Below are 20,337 nucleotides of genomic sequence, written 5' to 3' on the forward strand. Positions count from 1 at the left end.
TTAAGTATGTAATAGAGAAAATAAAATATATGACTTCCCAAAATCAACTTAAACATATCAGTAAATTTTTAAGCCTTGTACTACGTCATAAACCAGAAACGATTGGTCTAACACTTGACCCTCATGGCTGGGCTAATATTGACGAGCTGATTCATAAAGCTTCTACTTCGAACGAAATAGAGAATATTGATAGGGACTTAATTCAAGAAGTTGTAGATACCAATGATAAAAAACGTTTCATTATGTCTGAAGATGGTCAACATATTCGAGCCAACCAAGGACATTCAATTCGTGTCGATTTACAACTACAACCTTCTGTCCCACCAGAATTTTTATACCACGGTACAGCGACTCGATTTTTAGACAGTATTATCGAGCAAGGATTAAAACCACAGCAACGCCAGCATGTTCATTTATCTACAGATAAAGAGACAGCTGTCACTGTTGGCCAGCGGTACGGTAAACCTGTTATTTTAGAAATTAAAGCCCAACTCATGCATGAGCAGGGCTTTGAATTCAATGTTTCCGAAAATGGTGTTTGGTTAACGAGTTATGTGCCATCGAAGTTTATAAACTACACATCATCATAAAAGCTTGCTTCTTCTTGAGCTTCCTCAAGCCAACAATTAAAATTATCCAGGCTATAGCGTTTATCCCAGCTAGGAAGCTCACCTTGATAACAATAAACATGAAAAAATATCCGAGGGTTTCCTGAAATATCACTGCCATCAAAGCAAGCTAAATCACCATTGGCACTATCCTCTAGACGAGCAAATGGAATTAAAGGCTTATCAGTATATATTTCATTCATTGATGTACGAAAAAATATAAGCTCAGATTTAGATTCCCCTAAAATCCGCCATGGTTTTATCATCTTTTCATCATAAGATGAAACAAACTTTAAAAAATCATTTGGATATTGGAAATCATCAGGTAATTCATTACCTTCAAAAAGATAAATCTTCATTTTTTCACTCCCGATAATTTAGGTTCTGAATTTGAACCATAAGGGTCATATTTGGAGAATCCTCCAGACTGTTTATTTATTCTTGCCAAGATAGCCTCACCCCATGTTTTATAATCTTCCCAGCCCCTAGCCTTCTGAATTTCTTGAGTCAACGGTTCATTGAAATCTCTCACATTAGCCTCAACTTCAATTCCAGCTTCTCTCGCTGCTCTTATACGAGTGTTATCCATACTGGTGAGTTTTCCATCTGGCATCTGAATAACATCAACAGGGTCACCTTGCCATCCTTTTTCACTCATACTGGAAACCAAATCCTTATATGTATATCTCTCTCCCGTAATGCGATCTTTTTTATTAAAAGACACGGAATTCTGAGAAAAACGAACTTCACTTGCATTAAGAGTAGCAATAGGGCTATCAATAGTCGTCTCAATCACCCCCTGCGCACTCGACTGTCCGGCAAATTCTCCCTCGGCCACATAAGAGCCATTACTGCCATATTTTTTCGGTGACTGCACATCATCAGCAACTTTAGAAACAACTGAGCCATCAGTTGTACCCAGCGTACTGCCACCTTTCGCCGCACCTAATCCAGCGGCAAGACCACTCAAGAAACCGACCCCTGACTCAAACTGCTCTTTAGTGATATTGGTTCCGTAGGCCTCATTGAATGCTTTCAGACTATTCTCAGTCCCTTGATCCATACCCGCTTGATACCGATCCGTCCGCGCATCGCTGTTGGTGTAGCCAAATGATTTGTCCACCACCGTTGCCATGTTCATATTGTCGGCAACTTTCAGGAAGCTATATTTCAACAACACTTCCTGTGCTTCCGGATTGCTGGCTCCAGCCTCTTCAAGGGCTTTCATTTCATTATATTTTTCTGTGCCGACTGCATATTCCGCAGAGCAATGCGTCAAGGCACAGGCGGCCTCTTTCAGCTCTTGCTGACGGCGCTTATCATTCCCGGCAAGTGCCAGAATCGCAGTTCGCTCATCAGCATTCGGCTGACGATAATCAATCGTCGGGTCTCGCAATAATGGCGCTGCCGTTTGTGTATTTTCCCGGACTAAATCACTATGATTGGTGCCTCGCTGTAAATTCCAGCCACCGAAATCGCCACGCCCTGTATTGGCGAAGTTGAAACCAACATAATCTTCAGTGGCTTCACCCATCGTGTCGGCATACTCTTCCCGATTCGCCTTATAGGCATCATTATGTGTACCGGTACTTTGAGCATCGTCCAGATAATGTTGGGTTTCATGGCCGATGGTGTTGACAATATCTTCAAGACGGTAATGTGCAGCATCATTAATGAGCACCTTCCCTGCCGCATATGCGCCTTTCGCGGACTGACCATTCGCTGTTTTAACCAGTGCTGTCATCACTTGTGCTGGGTTCAAACCAAACTGCTCAGCAATGGATGCTGACAGTGCCTGATAAGCCGTCTCCTTTTGCGCTGGGGTTGCAGTCGGGTTATTGAGCGTCTCGACATACGCCTGATTGTCATCGCTTGTCACAAATGTTTTTGCTGCGGTAAAGAACCCTTGTTTCTGTCCCACATGCTCCCGCAGGCTGCTGACACCACTGTCGTCATCACTCAATAAGCCTACGCTCTTTTTCGTTACCGTATCGGCAATCGCAGTGCCAGTGATTGCATTGCGTTTAAAGTCTTCCTTGATTTGTGCACGCCCGGTCTCACTCAGCAACCGATGGTCAAGCGTGACATCAACGTTGCCCTGCTGACGATCCACTGAGTACAGGTGTGATATCCCGGTTCAGACGCTCGGTATCGCCACTGTTGTGTGTGTCCTCGATACGCAGCAACGATTTTCCCGCTCGACAACAAATTCCACCGCCGCTGCTTCCGCCGCCTGCAACGCGCTTATATCGAAGCCCGCTATTCGGAGCATTAAGAGATCACCGTGGAAGAATTGGCATATCTGGAGGGTGAAGTGCAGAAGCTGAAAGGATTGGTGGAACGGGTTTGTTTGGGGCGGGGGCAGAGCTGAAACCTGACGCTGTCTCAGCTCAGTATCCACTTTGACGGCCAACTCACCCCATACCTGGATTTATAAAAATGGGCGTGACACAGAATAATGAACAGTCTCTCGATATGAAATAGAACCGTCTCTATCTATAGATACTTGTTAGAAACCAACTGCATATCTGACTTCAAAAACAATCTTTCCTCTGTACTCATATTAAGGTCGTCAAAGATGCACTCATCAAATTGCTGGTACGACTCTTTTAACTCAAGCAACATATCATTCGTATAGTCGTCGGATTTAGATAACTCAACATTGTTAACCAACGCCAACTTATAAATTGCAGTTAGTACAATAATGTTTCCTTTAGGATCTGTCTTATTTTTAACTGAATCCAGTTCATCTAAAGTAAATGCCCAAGCTTGCCCTGCGCTAAATTGAAACTCATTTAAAGCAGAAGAGAACAAACCTTCTGCTATAGTCAAAGCGTCTCTATAGGTTAATCTTTTATTTCTGTTATTCATTCAACCACCGTAAAAATATTTAACTGAATATTTGGATATTTTTCTCTAGCTTATCAGGACACACACCTTAAAGTGCGTCATATTTCGGTGCCGGAGGCTGGGAAGATAAATTGTAATTCCGTGGTTTGGGAAAACCACCCGACCAAGAAAACCATTCATGGAAGAATGGTTAGGCTTTTCCGGGCAGGACGCCCGTAAAAGCTGGTTCTGGACAACACGCGACGCCGTCAAACAAAAGATTTTCTGGTTCGTCTTTCATCTCTGAAAGATGAACAGGCGCACAGCACACCGATGCCTCTGAAATCGAAAAACGGAATTGTGCGTCATGCCTCGAAGCCAAAGGCGACAAGAATCACCAGACAAATCAATAAAACCGAACCTCGTCGCATTTCCCTAGGCAACCCCACTAAAACCATGACAAACAGTGTTTTTCGCTACTCACTTCTTTTATCCTATGCGCTATTCAATCCACACAGACCGAATATCGCTTTATGAAAACATCCCTCGACCATTTGCCCGAATCCAAACAACAGGAGCTTGCCACCATATCGACCATTCTGCGCGATACGCTGGACGAGTATCTTCAGGGCAAAACAGCGAGTAAAAGCGAGTTTCGCATCTTAAAAATCATCCTGTTCGGCAGCCATGCCAAAGGCAGTTGGGTCAACGATCCGGTCAATGGTTATATCAGCGATTACGATATTCTGGTGATTGTGAACAAAGCCGCTCTGGTTGAGGAAGATGTGGTCTGGCAACGCGCCAAAGAGCAGATCGACCGTAAAGTCACTTCCGCACCGCTGGGATTGATTGTCCATGATTTGCAGGAAGTGAACGAACGGCTACAGCAAGGGCATTATTTCTTCAAAGATATCCGCGAAGAAGGGATTGAGCTGTTTGCCGCCACACCCAAACCATTGGCCGAGCCGGGGGACTTAACCGAAGCAGAAAAGCAAGAAATTGCCCGTAAGCATTATGAGCAGTGGTTTGAAAGTGCAGTTCAGTTTATTGCTTTACACCAAGTGACGATGCAAAACCATTGGTTGAAAAAAGCTGCGTTTTTACTCCATCAAGCAAGTGAACATTTATTCGCCTGTACCCTACTCACCTGCACCAATTATTTACCCAAGTCCCACAACATCGAAAAACTGGGCAAACTATGCGCCCAAATCGATGCTGAATTTGCAACCATTTTCCCGCTCGACAACAAATTCCACCGCCGCTGCTTCCGTCGCCTGCAACGCGCCTATATCGAAGCCCGCTATTCGGAGCATTACGAGATTACCGTGGAAGAATTGGCATATCTGGAGGGTGAAGTGCAGAAGCTGAAAGGATTGGTGGAACGGGTTTGTTTGGAAAGGGTTGGGTGATGATAAAAAATATGACTATTCCAATTCGACAAATCCGAGCTGTCTATGACGATAAAACTATTCGAGTCTACCAAGCTTACAATGATGCAATTGCTGATTCAGCCCTTGAACACGGTACATTCAAATCACCACCATTCAAGATGGAACGCATGACTTGGATTAAACCCTCTTTCCTCTGGATGATGTACCGCTCTGGTTGGGGGCAGAAAGATGCTGGTCAAAATCGGATACTCGCAATTGATATTACACGAGGAGGTTTTGAATGGGCCTTAGAAAACAGTTTACTCAGCCATGACGCTCAAAAATATAAAGACAGAGATGAGTGGCTAAAAATAAAAAAAGCCACGCCGATTCGCATTCAATGGGATCCGGAACGGGACTTGTATTTACAGCCGCTAGAGCATCGAGCTATTCAGATCGGACTCTCTAATGAGGCTGTACCGCTTTATGTGAATGAGTGGATACAGCAGATTACTGAAGTGACTGATCTGGCGACTGAGATCCATGCACTGGTTGAGAAAGGAGAACAGGCAGCCGCTGAACAGCTGCTGCCTGTTGAAGAACCCTACGAGGTTGCAGACGATATCTTTAAGCACTTGAACACTTAATTGCTGGCACCTTTTTCATTCAATAGCTTCAATAGATCAGACTCACCTTGAACCCAAAACTTTTCGGAAGTTGGAAAAACTTCTTCGGGATAATCATTCGCAAAGTCGATAAATTCACCTTCCCAGCCATCTGGAATATAGCGTTCCATCGGGGTGCCATCTGGATAAAACCCTGCAACCTTGCAGTCATCAAAATTTACGAACATTATTGGAAATAAATCTGAAACATCCCACCATGATCTTGCAGTAGTAAATCTATTCGCTAACTCAATACTCAATTCATCACGCTGAACTTCAAACTCAAACATGCTATCAAGAAACTGTTGGGCAGTTTCTTGATTAACTGAACGAATCCCAAATCGATAATCGTCTTGGAACTCAGGTACTTCATAACCATGTGCTATAAACTCATCACGCCACTTATTGACATCGAGAACCCATAAATCACGATCACTCCTAAACCAAAAAATTTTTCCTTTAAAACGAACTACTACTACAACTTTTTGATCTTCTATATCGCTCATTTAAATATACCTATTTAATAACTTTTCCTGATCCTTTGACTGCCGTTTCTTCAAGCCATTGTGTCCAAATTGATGGTAATTCATATGAGCGTCCAGGAGTTGTAGGGTCTACAATTTTTGGAGCTAAACCGCCCTGACTCAATGGGTTAGATTTATAGTTCACTTGAGGAATGGCACTTTCCTCAATGAAATCATCCATCCATTTAGGGATATCAAAGGAAGTTATCTCAGAACCTGGTCTCAAGATTTGGAAATATAGAATTCTTACAAGGACACACACCTTAACAAACCACAAATTTTTCTCATACATTACCCAACTCCTGTTGTAGCAAAAATGGTACAGTTTTATGATCTAACTCTGGGCGAGTGTCCTCGCTATTTTACATCGAAAAACTGGGCAAACTATGCGCCCAAATCGATGCCGAATTTGCAACCATTTTCCCGCTCGACAACAAATTCCACCGCCGCTGCTTCCGTCGCCTGCAACGCGCCTATATCGAAGCCCGCTATTCGGAGCATTATGAGATTACCGTGGAAGAATTGGCATATCTGGAGGGTGAGGTGCAAAAGCTGAAAGAATTGGTGGAACGGGTTTGTTTGGGGCGGATTGGGTGAAAGGGCTGGAACCTGATGGTTCCAGCTTGGGATATCATTGAATTGCTACCGTTTACTTGCCCAATCCAGCGAGTTCTTTAATCATCAGTTGAGAGGCTAAATCGACATCCTTAGGCTCATCTTTCTCATCCCATAAGAAAGATAAAATTTTAAAGTCAACTGCTGCTTCTTCGAAATAAGCATATTTGGTCGTATAGTGACTCATACCAAAATCTGCTAATTTTTTTCCATTCTGAGATACAACAACATGATGAGAAATCTCTGGTTTTCTTAAAGCTTTTCCACCAATATTAAATGTCCGCTTATAATCAATGGTAATATCAACTGTAGGTGATTCCTGATTTTCTGATGCTGCCAGTATTCCCTGCTCTTGCATATATTTTTGGATATCATCGAAAAATTCCTGATTCAAGACCTCTTCTGAAGCAAAAGTCTCATCCCCCTCAATCGCACCATGTCCTAAAGTTAAATTAACTTTGACAGTTCCCAGCTTATATTTGGTAACACCTTTTGTGATGGGGACTGGCTCAACATAATAGTTATACATTGAGTGACTGGAACAACCAGCAAAGAATAAAATACAGGTACAGATTAATAAACTTCTTAGCATAATTTAAACACCTAATAATAAGTTCAACATAGAAAATTAGTCAACTGATAACCAAAAATAACTTTTATCCATTTAAATTTTTATATAATTTTTCTTGATAATTCCAAACACGCCGCACAATATCAAGCTTAATTGCACTACTTCGTTTTATATGTGAAATATTACTTCTATCATATTTATTTAAAATATCAATTGCCTCTTCAATACCTTTGAGTGCATAATAATAATTCATGTAAATAGCACCAATAGAAATATTGTACGCTGCCATTTTCAATTTACCTATAGCATAATTAATCCTAGAATTATCATCGGTTTTATCTTTATAATAACTGAGAGCGACATGCAATTTTTTATTTAACATCACCGAATCAACAACAAATTTAAGGGTCTCATCTCCAGACAAGCGAATTAGTCCATCACTTAGTCGATAGTTTTCTCTTTTTTTAATCATAGAGTCAAATTGTTGGAACACCTTGTACTCGATCAACATGACATCTTTTGCTAACTCATTTTTCTCTTCATCAGTTAATTGATTGGCTAAAGTCTCATATTGTTCTATCTCTTTTTCAATATTTTCATTTTCGGAATCAAAGTAGCCAGATAATACTGAAACAGCCCCCCAAATATAAGCATTCCTGTCATCTTTTTGTGAGAGATATAAATTCATAAGATTAAATGCGATAGCTTTCTTATGCCGTTTTGTTATAACTGATGTTTCTGGAGAAGTAGCAATAGTTTTAAACTCTTCAATAGACTTATCTATTCGTTGAGTATCTTTATATAGAATTGCCAAGTTAAGCTGGCTGTATTCACTACCATTTTCCAAAGCTTGTCGATAAAGCGACTCTGCCTTTTTTATGTCTTTAGGTACGCCTCTTCCATATTGGTACATAATACCAAGATTATCTTGCGCTTTTAAATTACCTGCATCAGCAGATAATTTATAGTAATGAACTGCTTTCTCGTTCTTACCTTCTTTTTCATAAATTCGTCCTAAATTGAATGCAGCATCAGAATTCCCACCCTCAGCAGAAAGTGTATAATATTTAACTCCAAGCTCTTTATTTACAGGTTGTGTTTTTGAACCAAAATAATATTCATCTCCAACCATCAGCTGACTCTTCGGATCTCCTTGATCTGCTTTTTTCTTATACTTTTCAAGTACTGTCTGAGAGGCACAGGCAGTAAGCCATAAAATCACACAAACAATATAAAACGGCTTTAATATCTTTAACATAAATCACCTTAATTCTAAAATTGACCACTTATACCAAAAATCATATGAAAGATGTCCCTAACCCTGACAGGTTTCACCATTTCCACTACGGCAATCCTGAGGCACTAAATAAGCCCAGGAAGTCACATATCCTGCAGCCACATATTCGTTAGTAATTAAACGCAGATATTCATTAATCTCTGCCAAACCCTGACAGCCCGGTTTAAAATGACTCAATGCCAGCAGTTGTTCCTGGGGGAATAAGGTATTTCCGGTAAAAGTAATATTGCGGACAGGGAAACACTGCTGCGCCTGAGCAGACGCCTGTGGTGCGGGCAGGGTTGGCAGCTCACTCAGTTGCTGAACAGATTGTTTTGAATTTTCAACATCCTGCAGACGCTGGCGCTGCTCCTGCTCCTGCTCCTGCTCCTGCTCAATACTAGCCTGAGTCGCAGGGGAAACCGGGACAGCGCCGGTATCACTGTAAGTATAAAAAGAAAGAAATAAAAATCCGGACAGCACAAAGCGCTGAAAATTACGTTTTCTCATTCAGGGAACAACCTAGCATTAATATCATCCCAGGAAAGGGATTTATTGTTTTTCTTAATTGGGGACGAATTTTAGGTTACAAAAACATCAACAGCAATAAAATTCTCAATTCTAATTCAAAATTTTATAAAAAAATGTTGAAAACTTATATTTTTTGCTTTCTCAAATATAAGATTTTAAGGAGACACACTTACTGTATAAAAGAGTTATGCGAATCAAGATTCATATTTGGTAATATAATATAAATCCATCAGGTCAGTTAAACATAAAATTACGAGGACACACGCCATAAGTAAATCCATTCCTTGAATGTGTGTGTCCTGCTTATTTTCTTATTCTATAGTTTAAATTTCTCGATAAGTTCAGCCACTTTAACCCGAAGCTGTTCCTCATCGAGTTCATATTCTTCACGATCAAATTTGGGATTATATAAATCGGTTATACAAAAAATACTTGAAAGACACTCGCTTAAACTGCTTTCATCCTCCTGCAGAAGATTACTATCGCGCTCGAATTTCCATAATTCCATATATGCGTTTGAAAACTCATCTGCCGTCAACCTCTCGGCAGAGAATGCTCTTGCTAATGCCAAAACTGTAATACTCATCGTAACAAACCATTATTCATGAAGTTTTCAAACTGCGGAGTACCTGGTGATAGCTTAAAGCCAGTAACAAAATCACCAACACTATCCAAAACAACCACATTATTTGTATTAGGATTAAAAAATACCTTTGAATCATTCACAAAACCATACGTTCCTTTCTGTACAGTTGTAGCATCATCAAGGTGACTCGTAATTGCATTTTGAAATTCTGCAAGAGTCTGAGGGTTCTTTTTAGTCGTGTTAACTCCAAAGTCTGAAGCATGTTTGAATTTCTTAGCCAATTGCTTCTCGGTAAAGTTTGCTAAACTATCACGATTATCACCAACTGTCTTCCCAATCCCCCCCTGCGCACTTGACTGCCCGGCAAATTCACCCTCAACAACCGCTGACCCATTGCCTCCGGTATATTTCGGTAATGACGTGTTATCAATCACCGGAAGCGCACCCTTGACTGTCTTTGTGACCTTGCCTATCGCTTCAACGGCTTTGGTCGCGGCCGCTTCTCCGCCCAGACCTAACACGATATTGGTCAGCATCTCACCAACATGCTTCGCTCCCACCTGCTGAGCTTCTTCATTTTTGCCCATCATCCGCAGGGCCACAGCAAGGGCATTATTTCTTCAAAGATATCCGCGAAGAAGGGATTGAACTGTTTGCCGCCACACCCAAACCATTGGCCGAGCCGGGGGATTTAACCGAAGCAGAAAAGCAAGAAATTGCCCGTAAGCATTATGAGCAGTGGTTTGAAAGTGCAGTTCAGTTTATTGCTTTACACCAAGTGACGATGCAAAACCATTGGTTGAAAAAAGCTGCGTTTTTACTCCATCAAGCAAGTGAACATTTATTCGCCTGTACCCTACTCACCTGCACCAATTATTTACCCAAGTCCCACAACATCGAAAAACTGGGCAAACTATGCGCCCAAATCGATGCTGAATTTGCAACCATTTTCCCACTCGACAACAAATTCCACCGCCGCTGCTTCCGCCGCCTGCAACGCGCCTATATCGAAGCCCGCTATTCGGAGCATTATGAGATTACCGTGGAAGAATTGGCATATCTGGAGGGTGAGGTGCAAAAGCTGAAAGGGTTGGTGGAACGGGTTTGTTTGGGGTGGATGCAGAGCTGAAACCTGACGTGGTCTCAGCTCTGCATCCACTTTGACGGCCAACTCACCCCATATCTGGATTTATAAACATGGGCGTGACACAGGATAATGAACAGTCTCTCGAGAGCTAGCTTAGTTTTGACCTGCTCCCCTGAATTCATTCCTTGAGGTGCATATCTTGCTTATTCTTTCTCATATTATTTATTAAATCTTATAGCAATCAATAAGATAAACATCTTCTACATTACAATCTGGATAAACCCATTTGTTCCAATTGGCAATCAGCCATGCTTTATCTACTGATGTCTTTCCAGATTCTGAAGGTAAAACAATAGAAATGAGACCAGCTTTATAACCTGAAGTCACCATTAGTCCCATCCCTCTAGTGTTATCCTGATGTTGTTCAAATACCATAAAGTCTACGAACTTTTCATAAGGATGAGTAGCTGGAAACCTTAAAACGCTTCCCCTATAGATTTGTTCCGTTGGACTGTCTACTAGCTTAATCATTATTTTACCTTTAAATTCTTACAAGGACACACACCTTAACAAACCACAAATTTTTTCTCATACATTACCCAACTCCTGTTGTAGCAAAAATGGTACAGTTTTATGATCTAACTTCGGGCGAGTGTCCTCGCTATTTTTGAGTGATGAATAGTCTTAACTAAGGCCAGATCAATATAATAATGGGTTGACACCCAATGAGTCTAAACCACTGTATTGGGAAAATTCTAAAACCGTGGCCAATTCTCGTTGACCACTACACCTGTCATGGCTTTTCTTTTAAAAGCTCAGAAAGTTCATTATCGAAATAATAGAACTCCACCATCGGCATTTCATTTTTCAAGGTATCAAATAACTTCCAACCTTCATCATTAAATAAAATCGCTTCTTTTTTCGTCTTAAACCCAGAATCAATGGGATTATCGCGCACCAATGTAGCATCAAATTTATCTTCCCAAGCTGAAAGCCTATTTAGTAATTCCTTCGATAATGGCAATGTTTTGGGGTCAATGTTATACGGCATACCCTCCGATGGATTTACCTCCCATAAGCACTAACACTCATAATCTGCCATTAGCTTTATTTTTCTAGATATGGATGTCATTGCGGATTAGCCCCTACAATAAAACCGTTATTTCCGACAGTAATTGCCGTACGGTGCGTTTGACCATTAAATTGATATTCGTATATAGGACGACCAGTTCCTTCACCCTCTGCCACCAATGAAGAAGAACCAGCACTTACCAAACTACCACGATTCACACTCGGTATCTCGGCAGTCACCACCGGCAACTTGGACTTATCTGCAACGCCCGGTTTATATTCCAGTAACAGCGGACCGCTCTCCGTTGAAGAAGCTCCGGCCACTGAACCGCCAGAATTTCCCCGACAGATTATCGATGCCTTTTCCCGGTTCGCCTCATAGGCGTCATTATGTGTACCGGTACTTTGAGCATCATCCAGATAATGTTGGGTTTCATGGCCGATGGTGTTAGCAATATCTTCAAGATGATAATGTGTAGCATCATTAATGAGCACCTTCCCTGCCGCATATGCGCCTTTCGCGGACTGACCATTCGCTGTTTTGACCAGCGCTGTCATCGCTTATACAGGGTTCAAATCAAACTGCTCAGCAATGGATGCTGACACTAGTACAGCCTATCCGTTTAAAGGTTGATCAGGAATACTAGCAGAAATAATGCTGACTCTTCCCGATTCTTTATCATAAGTCACACTTAAACGATACGGGACTTCTGCCAAATCATCCCAACGGTCAGATATCACTCTTACCCCATCTTTTGCTAAGCGCTGCCATGATTGCCTACCTAACTTATTCAATACATCGTCTCTTGTATCTAAAAATGACAAATTAAAAGGCAAATCTTCTTTATATTCTTTATAGTCATCTTTACCTTCTGAATGAAAAAACACACCAGAATAGAATAGCTCCCCCTCGCCAATAGCTACCCCACTATTTCCTAAAAAATAGGATTCATCTGTAAAAATCAGACAAAACCCATAATTAGGTCGCTCTATATATGCTCGATATTCATCATCTCCCAAAACCAACTCATTAGAAATAACAATATCTTTTTTTTCCAATTCTACAGATAATGTAGTATCGCTTTTAGGCAGTCCCAGTAAAGATAATAAAGGATTTATATAAGACATAATCTATTCATCCAGTTAATTTTTTAAGAAATCATCATATTGTTCATTAGAAGCACATTTAATTCTACTACATGCATCTTCCAACAGTGAAAAATTTTCCGGTGACATTTTCTTCTATTTTTAACCATCAACATTGATTGACTCTGACGGAGTGACCATATATGTCCCATTTATTTTTTCACTTGCTAAATTCTATTTATTGTACTCAATTAATTTTCTCACTTCATGAAATAGACTATCTATATCAACCACGTAATGACATTTACAATTTTCATCTGAACAAGAAACCTCATACTGATCATTGTTCAATGCAATAAATATATCAGGTATATCCTGCCCTCGAAATGCAAATCTAAGTGCATGTTGAGATCTAAACATATATAACTTATCCAGAACATCTGAATCATAGTCTAGTTTGTCGTATAAAAGGTTAATACCTTCAGCAATGGAACAAGAATTTTCAATATCCAAAGGACATCTTGTATATCTTATAGCTTCCTCATTTTCTATAAACCAACTAAGTTGTTCTATATTTTCTAGAACCAATGAGACCAATTCAACTGTTTTACCAGCTATAACCAGTTTCATAATAAGATATTTTAATCGCCCTAATTCATCGATTTCATTCGCTGGTTTAATATCAATATTGAATTTATACATTTATTTTCCTTTTATTAATTTTTTATATTCTGCATTTGAAAACTCTCCGCTATCTCTTAATTCTTTTAACACTGACGGAGGAGCTTCTGTTCCTTTAATTGGATAACCATGCCACCCACCTTGATTATCTGCTTGGAATTCATAAAGCTTACCGTCATAATAGCCATATCGCTGTTTGCCACCTTGAATTGAGTTGTTTAAGACATCTTGAGCTATGTTATCATCAAGATCCATTTCAGTTCCCCAACCACCTTTTCGATGCTTATCTGTAGGAGCATACTTTACTTCATCCCCACTACTATTCTCCACCGTAACAACCAACGGAACATCCACACCATGATCTGCCGGGGTTTCCGTCGTCCACATTCCCTGATCTTTGTCTGCTACTGTCACCGATGATGCGTCAATGCTTTCTCCGACAGGATTGGTCAAAACTGTGGATGTCCCTTCCACAATTTCACTACCGCTCGGCATCGGAATCGTTTCCGCAATCTCTTTATTCTGGGCGCTCATCGTGTGTGCTCGCGCAACAACTTCCGCACTAACCTGTTGCATCAGGTTATCCATCTCGACCCAATCGCCCGTTTCAGTACTCGAATCTCTGTATTCCTGCATCTGAAGATAGGCTTTGGCCGCAATATCAAGCTCTTCATCTGTGTACTGAGCATCCGGCTCAAAGAAATTTAAAATACCGTTGCCGACTTCTTTCGCTCCCGCCATTGCATCCGTTAACGCTTGTTGGGTAACTTGTTGCATTTTAGGATCAGCAATTGCAGCCGCAGTAATAGAAGTGATTGCTACTGCAGCGGGTATCACTAACGGTATTAAATTGTCGCCCTGACTCTTATCTAATCGCTTATACGCCTGATTGTTACCGACCACGGTACTTCCTGTATTACCCACATGGCTATTACGACTCGCCATGCTGCCGTTCCCAGTCACACCCAGTGCTGTGTCTGTATAGTCCGTGAAGTCTTCTCCGATATTGTTTGCATAGATTTCCCGATCCTGCTCAGAATATCGATTCACATCTCCTGTTTTATCATCAACCGCATGACTCATCTCATGTCCGGCAATGAGAACTAACTCTTCGGTATTATTGGCATTCTGATCATTGATATAAGATTTTTGGGTCTCTTCTGAATGGAAACCTTTGCGAGCATCATCGTCTTTCGCAATAATCTTGTTCTCATATCCTGCAGGGTCATAACCCAATGCCTGCATAGCCGAATAAGTCAGATGCTGAATTTGCAACCATTTTCCCGCTCGACAACAAATTCCACCGCCGCTGCTTCCGTCGCCTGCAACGCGCCTATATCGAAGCCCGCTATTCGGAGCATTATGAGATTACCGTGGAAGAATTGGCATATCTGGAGAGTGAGGTGCAAAAGCTGAAAGGATTGGTGGAACGGGTCTGTTTGGGGTAGGTTGGGTGAAGGGGCTGGAACCTGATGGTTCCAGCTTGGGATATCATTGAATTGCTACCGTTTACTTGCCCAATCCAGCGAGTTCTTTAATCATCAGTTGAGAGGCTAAATCGACATCCTTAGGCTCATCTTTCTCATCCCATAAGAAAGATAAAATTTTAAAGTCAACTGCTGCTTCTTCGAAATAAGCATATTTGGTTGTATAGTGACTCATACCAAAATCTGCTAATTTTTTCCATTCTGAGATACAACAACATGATGAGAAATCTCTGGTTTTCTTAAAGCTTTTCCACCAATATTAAATGTCCGCTTATAATCAATGGTAATATCAACTGTAGGTGATTCCTGATTTTCTGATGCTGCCAGTATTCCCTGCTCTTGCATATATTTTTGGATATCATCGAAAAATTCCTGATTCAAGACTTCTTCTGAAGCAAAAGTCGTATCCCCCTCAATCGCACCATTTCCTAAAGTTAAATTAACTTTGACAGTTCCCAGCTTATATTTGGTAACACCTTTTGTGATTGGTACGGGATCGACATAATATTTATATCCCGGACCACTGGAACAGCCAAATAAAAACAACATACCGATACAAATTAATAAATTACGTAGCATATTCTTAACACCTATTTATGATTTATTTACTTTTTAATAAAAATATCTGCTTATACGAACATCATTCATCACTTAATTTCAAAAATAAAATCTTGGTACCAAAGTTCCTGTTTTTTCTCAAAACATGACTGAATGCTTTTACTATCTGAGCATAATAAATTACACACTCATAACCATAAGAAAGAGGACAACTAAAGCTGCCGGAGACTACCCAACCGTGAAAGCCGACTCACCCCATATCTGGATGTATAAACATGGGCGTGACACAGAATAATGAACAGTCTCTCTGTTCGAGTTATAGCTTCTGTTGGGGTGGCAGCATCATTTTCATGGGATGTAGCATGATCTTGTTCCTATCGAAAATCAAGCATCTTCAATGAACACTGGTATATCACACCAGATCGCCTCCAGAATTAATATATTGCTCCAGCGCTTCATCTCCTTCAAACTCATACTCTATGGTAAACGGTTCGACTTCAACCCGAGAGGATTTGTAACCACCTCTTAAAAAAAGTATATATTTATTTAGAATATCAACAAATTGACTTTTTGTTATAAATACCTTATGTGTGTCATTATATTCACATTCAATATATATGACATCTTGTATTATCATGACAGAATGTGAATTTCCAGTTCCCTGATAACCAGATTTTCTTTTCCCAGCCTCAACTTCCGACAAGACGTTTAACCACTCTTCGACATCTCTTTGGCTATACTGAATATCATTCCCTAACCAATTTGCTACCGTTTTAGCACCTATAGTATCGCCCACAGGTACTAGATAATCATTCGGTCTTATAAAAGAAACATTACCTTTCATTTTTATTCCTTACTATAGACAGGCCACGCTGTAGATGCACTGCCATCCGGCACTTTATAATACCCTCTAATGGTTACTCCGCTTGGAGACTTACCTTCCCACATATCACCGCCTATAGGCTTGGAGTTATAAAATGCTTCTTGTATCTCGATTTTAACTTGCCGTTTCGACCAATTTTCTGGATAGAAAGTTGAAGGTGCTGTTTTATCAACCCATCCACCTGTATCTGGGTCATGTACTTGAATTTTAGCTTTCATAACACCATTGGCATCACTTTCCCCTATTATTTCTGTAACTCTAACATTTGATGAACGTAGATAATGCCCACCAACAGCCCGCTTCCCTACCACAACTCCAGACTTCACTACTGGTTTAACTTCACCATCAATTATATGTTCTAAACCAATACTAGCTATATGTTTAGATTGATTAGATGCCTGTTGTACTAACTCAAGGGGTGTCAGACTCGGTTGGCTCGTATCACTCTCAGTCAATTTCGTCCCCGTAGTCTCCCCACTATTCGCCACTTTCTGTGCAGTTGCGGCCTCGGTTTTTGCAACCTTCTCAATCACCCCCTGCGCACTTGACTGCCCGGCAAATTCACCCTCAACAACCGCTGACCCATTGCCTCCGGTATATTTCGGTAATGACGTGTTATCAATCACCGGAAGCGCACCCTTGACTGTCTTTGTGACCTTGCCTATCGCTTCAACGGCTTTGGTCGCGGCCGCTTCTCCGCCCAGACCTAACGCGATATTGGTCAGCATCTCACCAACATGCTTCGCTCCCACCTGCTGAGCTTCTTCATTTTTGCCCATCATCCGCAGGGCCACAGCAAGGGCATTATTTCTTCAAAGATATCCGCGAAGAAGGGATTGAACTGTTTGCCGCCACACCCAAACCATTGGCCGAGCCGGTGGATTTAACCGAAGCAGAAAAGCAGGAAATTGCCCGTAAGCATTATGAGCAGTGGTTTGAAAGTGCAGTTCAGTTTATTGCTTTACACCAAGTGACGATGCAAAACCATTGGTTGAAAAAAGCTGCGTTTTTACTCCATCAAGCAAGTGAACATTTATTCGCCTGTACCCTACTCACCTGCACCAATTATTTACCCAAGTCCCACAATATCGAAAAACTGGGCAAACTATGCGCCCAAATCGATGCTGAATTTGCGACGATTTTCCCGCTCGACAACAAATTCCACCGCCGCTGCTTCCGTCGCCTGCAACGCGCCTATATCGAAGCCCGCTATTCGGAGCATTATGAGATTACCGTGGAAGAATTGGCATATCTGGAGGGTGAGGTGCAAAAGCTGAAAGGGTTGGTGGAACGGGTTTGTTTGGGGTGGATGCAGAGCTGAAACCTGACGTGGTCTCAGCTTTGCATCCACTTTGAAGGATGGCTCACCCCATATCTGGATTTATAAACATGGGCGTGATACCAGAATAATGAACAGTCTCTTCAGGAACCGTATTTATCGACGCATTTCTTCCACTCTTCCTCTGGTATATATTTTTCTTCTGCTTCTTCCAAACTCAATTCACTGACCCGTTTCATAAACAAGCCTGGCCAGGAATCATCTTCTGGTATATACGCAAAGTCCATCTTAAATTTACCAGCTTCTGTCAATGTCGCTTTAAAATGTGTCCAAGGCTCTTGTTTATACGGTTCAGTTTTTTGTAATAGTTCAGCCTTGCTAAGAATAAATAGCTCAACATCCTCTGGATTTTCACCAAACTTAAACCAAGAAATTGAGCTATCTTTTTTTAACTTAAACTCAGTTGTACAACCTTTTGATTTAGGAAAGATATCACCATAAAAATAAATCTCCGAGGCTGTATGAGGCATTATATTCCAAAGAGATCTTCCTATTTCTGCATATATTTTTTGGTCGTCTGTCATTATTCACCTGTAGGAGTATTTTGCAGTATACGGGTAATTGTCTTACCACTGTTAGCCGAATACCTAACTTTAAAAGTATCAGGTCTCTTACGCTTACCTGAATATATCGGCTCTACCTTCACTTTCACAGAGCCTCCTTTACCAAGAATATTACGCCATTGTGTTTCAAGTTTGTACAAATTACGAGGACACTCATCATAAGTAAATCCATTCCTTGAGGTGCGTGTCCTGATTATTTGCTTTTAATCTGTGTGTCCCATGAGTACTCAAATGAATCACTGAAAGAAGAAAACCATTCCGGGAGAATGGTTAGGCTTTTCCGGGCAGGACGCCTGTAAAAGCCGGTTCTGGACAACGCACGACCAAGCCCAACAAAAAAGATTTTCTGGTTCGTCTTTCATCTCTGAAAGATGAACAGGCGCACAGCACACCGATGCCTCTGAAATCGAAAAACGGAATTGTGCGTCATGCCTCGAAGCCAAAGGCGACAAGAATCACCAGACAAATCAATAAAACCGAACCCCGTCGCATTTCCCTAGGCAACCCATCTAAAACCATGACAAACAGTGTTTTTTGCCGCTCACTTCTTTTATGCTATGGCGATTCAATCACAGACCAAACATTGCTTTATGAAAACATCTCTCGATCATTTGCCCGAATCCAAACAACAGGAGCTTGCCACCATATCGACCATTCTGCGCGATACGCTGGACGACTATCTTCAGGGCAAAAACGGGAGTAAAAGCGAGTTTCGGATCCTAAAAATCATCCTGTTCGGCAGCCATGCCAAAGGCAGTTGGGTCAACGATCCGGTCAATGGTTATATCAGCGATTACGATATTCTGGTGATTGTGAACAAAGCCGCTCTGGTTGAGGAAGATGTGGTCTGGCAACGCGCCAAAGAGCAGATCGACCGTAAAGTCACTTCCGCACCGCTGGGATTGATCGTCCATGATTTGCAGGAAGTGAACGAACGGCTACAGCAAGGGCATTATTTCTTCAAAGATATCCGCGAAGAAGGAATTGAACTGTTTGCCGCCACACCGAAACCATTGGCCGAGCCGGGGGATTTAACCGAGCAAGAAAAGCAAGAAATTGCCCGTAAGCATTATGAACAGTGGTTTACGAGTGCCAACGAATTCTTTATGTGTTTTGAACTCATGACTGCAAATCATCATCTGAAGACTGCGGCATTTCAGCTTCACCAAGTCACTGAAAAATTGTTTGCCTGTACCCTACTCACCTGCACCAATTATTTACCTAAATCCCACAACATCGAAAAACTGGGCAAACTATGCGCCCAAATCGATGCTGAATTTGCGACGATTTTCCCGCTCGACAACAAATTCCACCGCCGCTGCTTCCGCCGCCTGCAACGCGCCTATATCGAAGCCCGCTATTCGGAGCATTATGAAATTACGGTTGAAGAATTGGCGTATCTGGAGGGTGAGGTGCAAAAGCTGAAAGGATTGGTGGAACGGGTTTGTTTGGGGCGGATTGGGTGAGTGAACTAAAAAGATTATTTTAGTGTTTAATTAGATTAGAGTATTATTAGAATAATGAATCTATTTGGAAAATATATATGAAAAATTTAGAACTAGCAGCAAAAAAATTAATTCTATTAATTGAAGGTCAATATGATGACATCATATCTAGCCCTTGGGGAATGGAAGAGTATAATCATTATGATGAGAAATATCTACAACCATTATCTGAAGAAGAAAAAATTTCTGTATTTTATATGGGCTATAATAAATTAAAAGAAAATGATGAATTAGAAGAAAATGTAAAGCAAATATTTTATCTTTCCTCATGCTTTGGTATTAAATTCTCAAAAGAGTACATTAATATATTAAGAAATGAAAAATCAGAGATAAAAAAACGCATTTTCTTTGAAAAGGCTTGTTATTATATTCAAGACCGTTGGTCGAAAGAATCAAAATTATCCTTACCTAAAAAAGATAGAGAGCTAATTAACTCTCTTTGTAATAAGTATAATATACCATCTCCAATCATTAATATATCTTGATCATAAGGAAAAACAGC

General features: G+C 41.0%; 30 protein-coding genes. 8 read left to right on the plus strand and 22 right to left on the minus strand.

Going from position 1 to position 20,337, the window contains the following annotated elements; genetic code table 11:
• The first annotated feature begins 29 nt into the window (after positions 1–29).
• Positions 30–590: an RNA 2'-phosphotransferase gene (locus tag BSQ33_RS19310; RefSeq protein WP_088134980.1), complete on the plus strand. Its 561-nt coding sequence runs from the start codon at positions 30–32 to the stop codon at positions 588–590.
• On the opposite strand, the gene BSQ33_RS19315 is transcribed toward BSQ33_RS19310, so the two are convergent.
• The 3 genes from BSQ33_RS19315 to BSQ33_RS19325 all read right to left on the minus strand — a co-directional run bounded on the left by BSQ33_RS19315 (position 575) and on the right by BSQ33_RS19325 (position 3,479).
• Positions 575–967 carry a hypothetical protein gene (locus BSQ33_RS19315; RefSeq protein ID WP_088134981.1) on the minus strand — a complete coding sequence of 131 codons (393 nt, stop codon included), beginning with the start codon at positions 965–967 and terminating at the stop codon, positions 575–577. The genes BSQ33_RS19310 and BSQ33_RS19315 overlap by 16 nt on opposite strands.
• Positions 964–2,721, minus strand: coding sequence for a hypothetical protein (locus BSQ33_RS21880; RefSeq protein WP_088134982.1), 1,758 nt, complete (start codon positions 2,719–2,721; stop codon positions 964–966). Before BSQ33_RS21880 ends, BSQ33_RS19315 begins: the two co-directional genes overlap by 4 nt.
• Before the next feature lie 383 nt (positions 2,722–3,104).
• Positions 3,105–3,479, minus strand: a complete 375-nt coding sequence (locus BSQ33_RS19325; protein WP_021021969.1) for a hypothetical protein — start codon at positions 3,477–3,479, stop codon at positions 3,105–3,107.
• Positions 3,480–3,970: 491 nt separating this feature from the next.
• Between BSQ33_RS19325 and BSQ33_RS19330 the strand changes: the two genes are divergently transcribed.
• Positions 3,971–4,846 (plus strand): HEPN domain-containing protein, encoded by an 876-nt coding sequence (locus tag BSQ33_RS19330; RefSeq protein WP_088134983.1) that lies wholly within the window; start codon positions 3,971–3,973, stop codon positions 4,844–4,846.
• 11 nt (positions 4,847–4,857) lie between these two features.
• Complete coding sequence (locus BSQ33_RS19335) at positions 4,858–5,454, plus strand: DUF4291 domain-containing protein (protein ID WP_198298197.1); 597 nt, start codon at positions 4,858–4,860, stop codon at positions 5,452–5,454.
• On the opposite strand, the gene BSQ33_RS19340 is transcribed toward BSQ33_RS19335, so the two are convergent.
• Together BSQ33_RS19340 and BSQ33_RS19345 are read right to left on the minus strand one after the other, a co-directional pair.
• Positions 5,451–5,978: a hypothetical protein gene (locus tag BSQ33_RS19340; protein WP_021021972.1), complete on the minus strand. Its 528-nt coding sequence runs from the start codon at positions 5,976–5,978 to the stop codon at positions 5,451–5,453. The two genes, BSQ33_RS19335 and BSQ33_RS19340, sit on opposite strands and share 4 nt — an antisense overlap.
• A 10-nt stretch (positions 5,979–5,988) precedes the next feature.
• Positions 5,989–6,288 carry a hypothetical protein gene (locus tag BSQ33_RS19345; protein WP_232471993.1) on the minus strand — a complete coding sequence of 100 codons (300 nt, stop codon included), beginning with the start codon at positions 6,286–6,288 and terminating at the stop codon, positions 5,989–5,991.
• Positions 6,289–6,344: 56 nt separating this feature from the next.
• Here BSQ33_RS19345 and BSQ33_RS19350 point away from each other — a divergent pair, with 56 nt between their 5' ends.
• The gene (locus tag BSQ33_RS19350; RefSeq protein ID WP_088134985.1) at positions 6,345–6,593 is read left to right on the plus strand and encodes a HEPN domain-containing protein; all 249 of its coding nucleotides are present in this window, start codon (positions 6,345–6,347) and stop codon (positions 6,591–6,593) included.
• 52 nt (positions 6,594–6,645) lie between these two features.
• Here the strand turns inward: BSQ33_RS19350 and BSQ33_RS19355 are convergent, their stop codons facing one another.
• From BSQ33_RS19355 to BSQ33_RS19375, 5 genes are all read right to left on the minus strand, one after another.
• Entirely contained in the window at positions 6,646–7,203 is a 558-nt protein-coding gene (locus tag BSQ33_RS19355; RefSeq protein WP_088134986.1) for a hypothetical protein, read from the minus strand.
• A gap of 64 nt (positions 7,204–7,267) precedes the next feature.
• Positions 7,268–8,440 (minus strand): tetratricopeptide repeat protein, encoded by a 1,173-nt coding sequence (locus BSQ33_RS19360; RefSeq protein WP_088134987.1) that lies wholly within the window; start codon positions 8,438–8,440, stop codon positions 7,268–7,270.
• A gap of 57 nt (positions 8,441–8,497) precedes the next feature.
• Positions 8,498–8,968, minus strand: a complete 471-nt coding sequence (locus BSQ33_RS19365; RefSeq protein WP_088134988.1) for a POTRA domain-containing protein — start codon at positions 8,966–8,968, stop codon at positions 8,498–8,500.
• Between the two features lie 337 nt (positions 8,969–9,305).
• The gene (locus tag BSQ33_RS19370; protein ID WP_021021966.1) at positions 9,306–9,575 is read right to left on the minus strand and encodes a colicin immunity domain-containing protein; all 270 of its coding nucleotides are present in this window, start codon (positions 9,573–9,575) and stop codon (positions 9,306–9,308) included.
• A complete protein-coding gene (locus tag BSQ33_RS19375) occupies positions 9,572–10,165 on the minus strand; it encodes a colicin D domain-containing protein (protein ID WP_198298198.1) in 594 nt (197 codons plus the stop codon). Before BSQ33_RS19375 ends, BSQ33_RS19370 begins: the two co-directional genes overlap by 4 nt.
• An 83-nt stretch (positions 10,166–10,248) precedes the next feature.
• On the opposite strand from BSQ33_RS19375, the gene BSQ33_RS19380 reads away from it, so the two are divergent.
• On the plus strand, positions 10,249–10,704 hold the full coding sequence (locus BSQ33_RS19380; RefSeq protein ID WP_157721450.1) for a HEPN domain-containing protein: 456 nt from the start codon (positions 10,249–10,251) through the stop codon (positions 10,702–10,704).
• Positions 10,705–10,887: 183 nt separating this feature from the next.
• On the opposite strand, the gene imm45 is transcribed toward BSQ33_RS19380, so the two are convergent.
• The 10 genes from imm45 to BSQ33_RS19430 form a co-directional block, all read right to left on the minus strand.
• On the minus strand, positions 10,888–11,193 hold the full coding sequence (imm45, locus tag BSQ33_RS19385) for an Imm45 family immunity protein (protein ID WP_198298199.1): 306 nt from the start codon (positions 11,191–11,193) through the stop codon (positions 10,888–10,890).
• 262 nt (positions 11,194–11,455) lie between these two features.
• Entirely contained in the window at positions 11,456–11,713 is a 258-nt protein-coding gene (locus BSQ33_RS19390; RefSeq protein ID WP_088134990.1) for a hypothetical protein, read from the minus strand.
• 77 nt (positions 11,714–11,790) lie between these two features.
• Positions 11,791–12,291, minus strand: a complete 501-nt coding sequence (locus BSQ33_RS19395; RefSeq protein WP_088134991.1) for a hypothetical protein — start codon at positions 12,289–12,291, stop codon at positions 11,791–11,793.
• A gap of 57 nt (positions 12,292–12,348) precedes the next feature.
• On the minus strand, positions 12,349–12,861 hold the full coding sequence (locus BSQ33_RS19400; RefSeq protein ID WP_088134992.1) for a hypothetical protein: 513 nt from the start codon (positions 12,859–12,861) through the stop codon (positions 12,349–12,351).
• Positions 12,862–13,053: 192 nt separating this feature from the next.
• On the minus strand, positions 13,054–13,521 hold the full coding sequence (locus BSQ33_RS19405; RefSeq protein ID WP_088134993.1) for a hypothetical protein: 468 nt from the start codon (positions 13,519–13,521) through the stop codon (positions 13,054–13,056).
• Positions 13,522–14,775, minus strand: coding sequence for a hypothetical protein (locus tag BSQ33_RS19410; RefSeq protein ID WP_088134994.1), 1,254 nt, complete (start codon positions 14,773–14,775; stop codon positions 13,522–13,524). It abuts the gene before it with no gap.
• A 234-nt stretch (positions 14,776–15,009) separates the two neighbouring features.
• Positions 15,010–15,162: a hypothetical protein gene (locus tag BSQ33_RS22080; protein ID WP_232471994.1), complete on the minus strand. Its 153-nt coding sequence runs from the start codon at positions 15,160–15,162 to the stop codon at positions 15,010–15,012.
• 11 nt (positions 15,163–15,173) lie between these two features.
• A complete protein-coding gene (locus BSQ33_RS19420; RefSeq protein ID WP_232471995.1) occupies positions 15,174–15,566 on the minus strand; it encodes a hypothetical protein in 393 nt (130 codons plus the stop codon).
• A 391-nt stretch (positions 15,567–15,957) separates the two neighbouring features.
• Entirely contained in the window at positions 15,958–16,389 is a 432-nt protein-coding gene (locus BSQ33_RS19425) for a hypothetical protein (RefSeq protein WP_088134995.1), read from the minus strand.
• A gap of 2 nt (positions 16,390–16,391) precedes the next feature.
• The gene (locus BSQ33_RS19430) at positions 16,392–17,210 is read right to left on the minus strand and encodes an EndoU domain-containing protein (protein WP_088134996.1); all 819 of its coding nucleotides are present in this window, start codon (positions 17,208–17,210) and stop codon (positions 16,392–16,394) included.
• A 95-nt stretch (positions 17,211–17,305) separates the two neighbouring features.
• Between BSQ33_RS19430 and BSQ33_RS19435 the strand changes: the two genes are divergently transcribed.
• A complete protein-coding gene (locus BSQ33_RS19435; RefSeq protein ID WP_157721451.1) occupies positions 17,306–17,749 on the plus strand; it encodes a HEPN domain-containing protein in 444 nt (147 codons plus the stop codon).
• Positions 17,750–17,850: 101 nt separating this feature from the next.
• Here the strand turns inward: BSQ33_RS19435 and BSQ33_RS19440 are convergent, their stop codons facing one another.
• Together BSQ33_RS19440 and BSQ33_RS22295 are read right to left on the minus strand one after the other, a co-directional pair.
• A complete protein-coding gene (locus BSQ33_RS19440; protein WP_074374381.1) occupies positions 17,851–18,291 on the minus strand; it encodes an immunity protein YezG family protein in 441 nt (146 codons plus the stop codon).
• Positions 18,291–18,419, minus strand: a complete 129-nt coding sequence (locus BSQ33_RS22295; RefSeq protein WP_420070640.1) for a hypothetical protein — start codon at positions 18,417–18,419, stop codon at positions 18,291–18,293. The genes BSQ33_RS19440 and BSQ33_RS22295 overlap by 1 nt, the downstream gene beginning before the upstream one ends.
• A 501-nt stretch (positions 18,420–18,920) precedes the next feature.
• On the opposite strand from BSQ33_RS22295, the gene BSQ33_RS19450 reads away from it, so the two are divergent.
• Both BSQ33_RS19450 and BSQ33_RS19455 read left to right on the plus strand, forming a co-directional pair.
• On the plus strand, positions 18,921–19,796 hold the full coding sequence (locus BSQ33_RS19450; RefSeq protein ID WP_157721452.1) for a HEPN domain-containing protein: 876 nt from the start codon (positions 18,921–18,923) through the stop codon (positions 19,794–19,796).
• A 77-nt stretch (positions 19,797–19,873) separates the two neighbouring features.
• Positions 19,874–20,320 (plus strand): hypothetical protein, encoded by a 447-nt coding sequence (locus BSQ33_RS19455; RefSeq protein WP_088135000.1) that lies wholly within the window; start codon positions 19,874–19,876, stop codon positions 20,318–20,320.
• Positions 20,321–20,337: the final 17 nt, after the last annotated feature.

Origin of the sequence: Vibrio gazogenes (assembly GCF_002196515.1) — a bacterium.
GTDB classification, from domain to species: Bacteria; Pseudomonadota; Gammaproteobacteria; order Enterobacterales; family Vibrionaceae; genus Vibrio; species Vibrio gazogenes_A.